Consider the following 3,208-nt stretch of genomic DNA (forward strand, 5'->3'; position numbering starts at 1 on the left):
CGCTGGCGAATGTTGTTGGCTTTGCCGATGTACAGCGGCAGTTCGTTGTCACCAAAGAAGAGATACACGCCATGCCGTTCAGGCAACTCCGCCAGCACAGCCGGGTCGAGTTGCACAGGCCAACTGCTTCGGCCCGTCAGCTCACCCACAGCCGCGTCAAGCTGATCGGCAGGCATCTGGGATTGCAGCACCTGCCAGAACTGTCGCAACACGTCCGCATCCGCCAAGGCGCGGTGACGCGCCGGCATGTGCAGTTGATGACGCTCAACCAAGGCATCCAGATTGTGTTTGCTGTATTGCGGAAACAACTTGCGTGAAAGCTTGACCGTGCACAGCACCGGTGCCTTGAAATCCAGATCCAGGCGCTTGAATTCGTTCTTGAGAAAGCCGTAATCAAACCGCGCGTTGTGCGCCACGAAGAGGCGCCCATGCAGCCGGGACAAGACCTCATCGGCCAATTCGGCAAATGTGGGTGCATCCGCCACCATGTCATGGGTGATGCCCGTCAGCGATTGAATGAAGCTGGGGATGCTGGTCTGCGGGTTGACCAGGCTGGACCACTCCCGCACCTCGCCTTCTTCATTGAGCTCGACGATGCCGATTTCGGTGATGCGATCGACCGTTCCCGTTGATCCGGTGGTCTCCAGGTCCACAAAGACCATGGGTTGAAACTGTGCAGCAGACATGGGGAGAACTCTATCAGGCCCCTGCCAGGGGCTTCAGTTAAAGTAGCCGGCCAGCCCTGACAGTGCTGGGCTACACCAGACCGAAGCACCGAACAGCACCATGAAATCGCCCTCCCCTTTTGCGCCCCGAGGCCCAGGCCTGTTCGGTCAACCGCCGGCTCTTCAGGCCCAGGCCAAGTTTCAGCAGGCATTGGCGCATCACCAGAACGGTCAACTGGCACAGGCGCTGCAACTTTACGAACAAGTCATCGCGCTTCAGCCCAAGCACTTCGATGCGCTTCATTTCGCGGGTGTGATCCTGCTTCAAAGTGGGCAGCCTCAGCAGGCCGTGGCCTTGATGGACCGTGCCGTCAAGATTGACCGCAACCATGCGGCCATCCACAACAACCGGGGAGCAGCCTACGCCGAGTTGAAGGAATACGACTTCGCCATCAGCAACTACAGCAAGGCCATTGCCTTGGATGGCGCCTTTGCCAATGCCTACAACAACCGCGGCTGCGCGCTGATCAAGCTCAATCGCCATGCACAGGCCATTGACGACTTTGACAAGGCCATCGCCATTCAGCCAAACTACTTCGAGGCGTTCAACAACCGAGGCAATGCCCTCAGCGAGTTGCGCCGCTACGAGGAAGCCCGCAGCAGCTTCGAGCGCGCAGTAGAACTGAACCCGCAATCGGCCGATGCACACTGGAACCTGGGCATGTGCGCCTTGCGCATGGGTGACTTCGAACCCGGCTGGCTGCACAGCGAGTGGCGACTCTCGCGCTGGCGCGAACTCGGCTGGAAGGATGAGTACACCGGCACACGCTGGACGGGCGCAGAAACCATCGAAGGCCGCACCATCCTCATCCACAGTGAACAAGGCCTGGGCGATACCATTCAGTTCTGTCGCTATGCACCAGAGGTGGCCAAGCTTGGCGCACGTGTGATCCTGGAAGTCCAACCCACGCTGCTGCCTTTGCTCACAGGCTTGCCGGATGTCACGTTGGTGGCTCGCGGCAGCGCCTTGCCCCCCTACGATCTGTACTGCCCGCTGCTGACCGTGCCCATGATCCTGAAGACGGATCTGAGCAACATCCCTGCACGCCATGTGCCGGCATCCGCCGATAAGGCACGCCGCGAAAGATGGTCCGCCCTGCTGGGTGAGCGCAGCAAGCCTCGTGTAGGTATCGCCTGGAGTGGCAATGCCAACCACGTGGATGACTACAAGCGCAGCCTGTCACTCGAAGCCTTCTCGCAAGTCCTGTGCGACGAGGTGGCATGGATCAGCTTGCACAAGGACGTACGAGACACCGACCAGGCTGTACTCAAAAAGTTATCCCAGATCTCTGACTTCGCCTCGCAGCAAGGTGACTTCATGGATGCGGTAGCGATGTGCGAACAACTGGATCTCATCATCACGATCGACTCCAGCCTGGCCCACCTCGGGGCGTCCATGGGCAAGCCAGTCTGGCTGCTGCTCTGCCACAACGCTGACTGGCGCTGGTTGACCGATCGCACCGACAGTCCCTGGTACGCCAGCATGACGCTCTACAGGCAAGACACGCCAGGAGACTGGACTGGTCTCCTGCAACGCGTTCGGGACGATCTGCGCGCGCGCTTCGCCTGATCACACGCCAGGCTGACACCTGAGCCCCTTCTTCCTCCACTCAAACCACCCATGGTCGCCAGCAAACCGCCTCTGATGTCCCGCACAGCCTTCGGGTTGATGCTCGCACTCAACGTGCTCTTGTCATTGGCGCTGACCGTGTCGCACGCTATCCAGAGCAAGGTTTTTCTGAACTGGCGTGTCTTGTTGGCCTTTGAGGGGGAGCATCCTTTTCAGTCTCGTGTCCTGCCCTTCTTGCTGACCAATGCCGTGGCGCATTTCCGCCCTCTTGGTGATCAGGGACTGAGCCTGTTCTTCATGCTCATGGACTTGCTTGGCGTACTGGCCTGCTTCTGGTTCACCTGGAAAAGTTGGGAAGCGCTCGCGAAAACTGGGGGGCGGGCACTGCTGATGTTCGGCTTGTTCTGGTGGCAACTGTTTGCCACTTTTGTGCTGTCGGCCTACAACAACTACTACTATCCCTGGGACATGATGTCGCTGGGCTTCATCGCCGCCGGCATGTGGATGATCATCTCCCGCCAGCCTCTGCCCGCCTTGCTGGCCCTGTCCGTGCCGGCCATGATGAACCGGGAAACATTCATCGTGGTTCCCTTTTTCTACCTGGCCTACAACTGGCCTGCATCCAAACCCACGTGGCGCCAGTTCGGTGCCATTGTGCTCGTCTGCCTCGCGGTCAAGACCACCATCTCGGCTTGCCTGAACGTGACCACGGACATGGTCTCGCTGTATCACATGCCCGGCTTCCCGCGCATCTACTACAACTTCGCCTTCCTCTGGCTCGGGCCTGACTATCGCTACACCCTCAACGCCTTCTTCGCATTTGGATTTGCCTGGCTGCTGCTGTTCATGCCGGGGCAATCGGACAAGCGCCTGCGCAACATGATGTTGTGCTTCATCCCCTTCCTGCTGGGCA

The 3,208-nt window shown here is 59.4% G+C and carries 3 protein-coding genes; 2 read left to right on the plus strand and 1 reads right to left on the minus strand.

From position 1 onward, the window contains the following. Window positions 1-686, minus strand: a 686-nt coding sequence (locus EPO09_RS02375; RefSeq protein WP_290639785.1) for an exonuclease domain-containing protein, incomplete at its 3' end; no start/stop codon positions are given. A gap of 100 nt (window positions 687-786) precedes the next feature. Between EPO09_RS02375 and EPO09_RS02380 the strand changes: the two genes are divergently transcribed. Both EPO09_RS02380 and EPO09_RS02385 read left to right on the plus strand, forming a co-directional pair. Beyond that, the gene (locus tag EPO09_RS02380) at window positions 787-2,295 is read left to right on the plus strand and encodes a tetratricopeptide repeat protein (protein WP_290639786.1); all 1,509 of its coding nucleotides are present in this window, start codon (window positions 787-789) and stop codon (window positions 2,293-2,295) included. 75 nt (window positions 2,296-2,370) lie between these two features. After that, on the plus strand, window positions 2,371-3,208 hold an 838-nt coding region (locus tag EPO09_RS02385), incomplete at its 3' end, for a hypothetical protein (RefSeq protein WP_290639787.1).

Source organism: Aquabacterium sp. (assembly GCF_004297345.1).
GTDB lineage: Bacteria > Pseudomonadota > Gammaproteobacteria > Burkholderiales > Burkholderiaceae_C > Aquabacterium.

Coding starts and splice junctions, on each gene's coding strand:
- EPO09_RS02380 (WP_290639786.1), top strand. CDS start 787: ATGAAATCGCCCTCCCCTTTTGCGCCCCGAGGCCCAGGCCTGTTCGGT.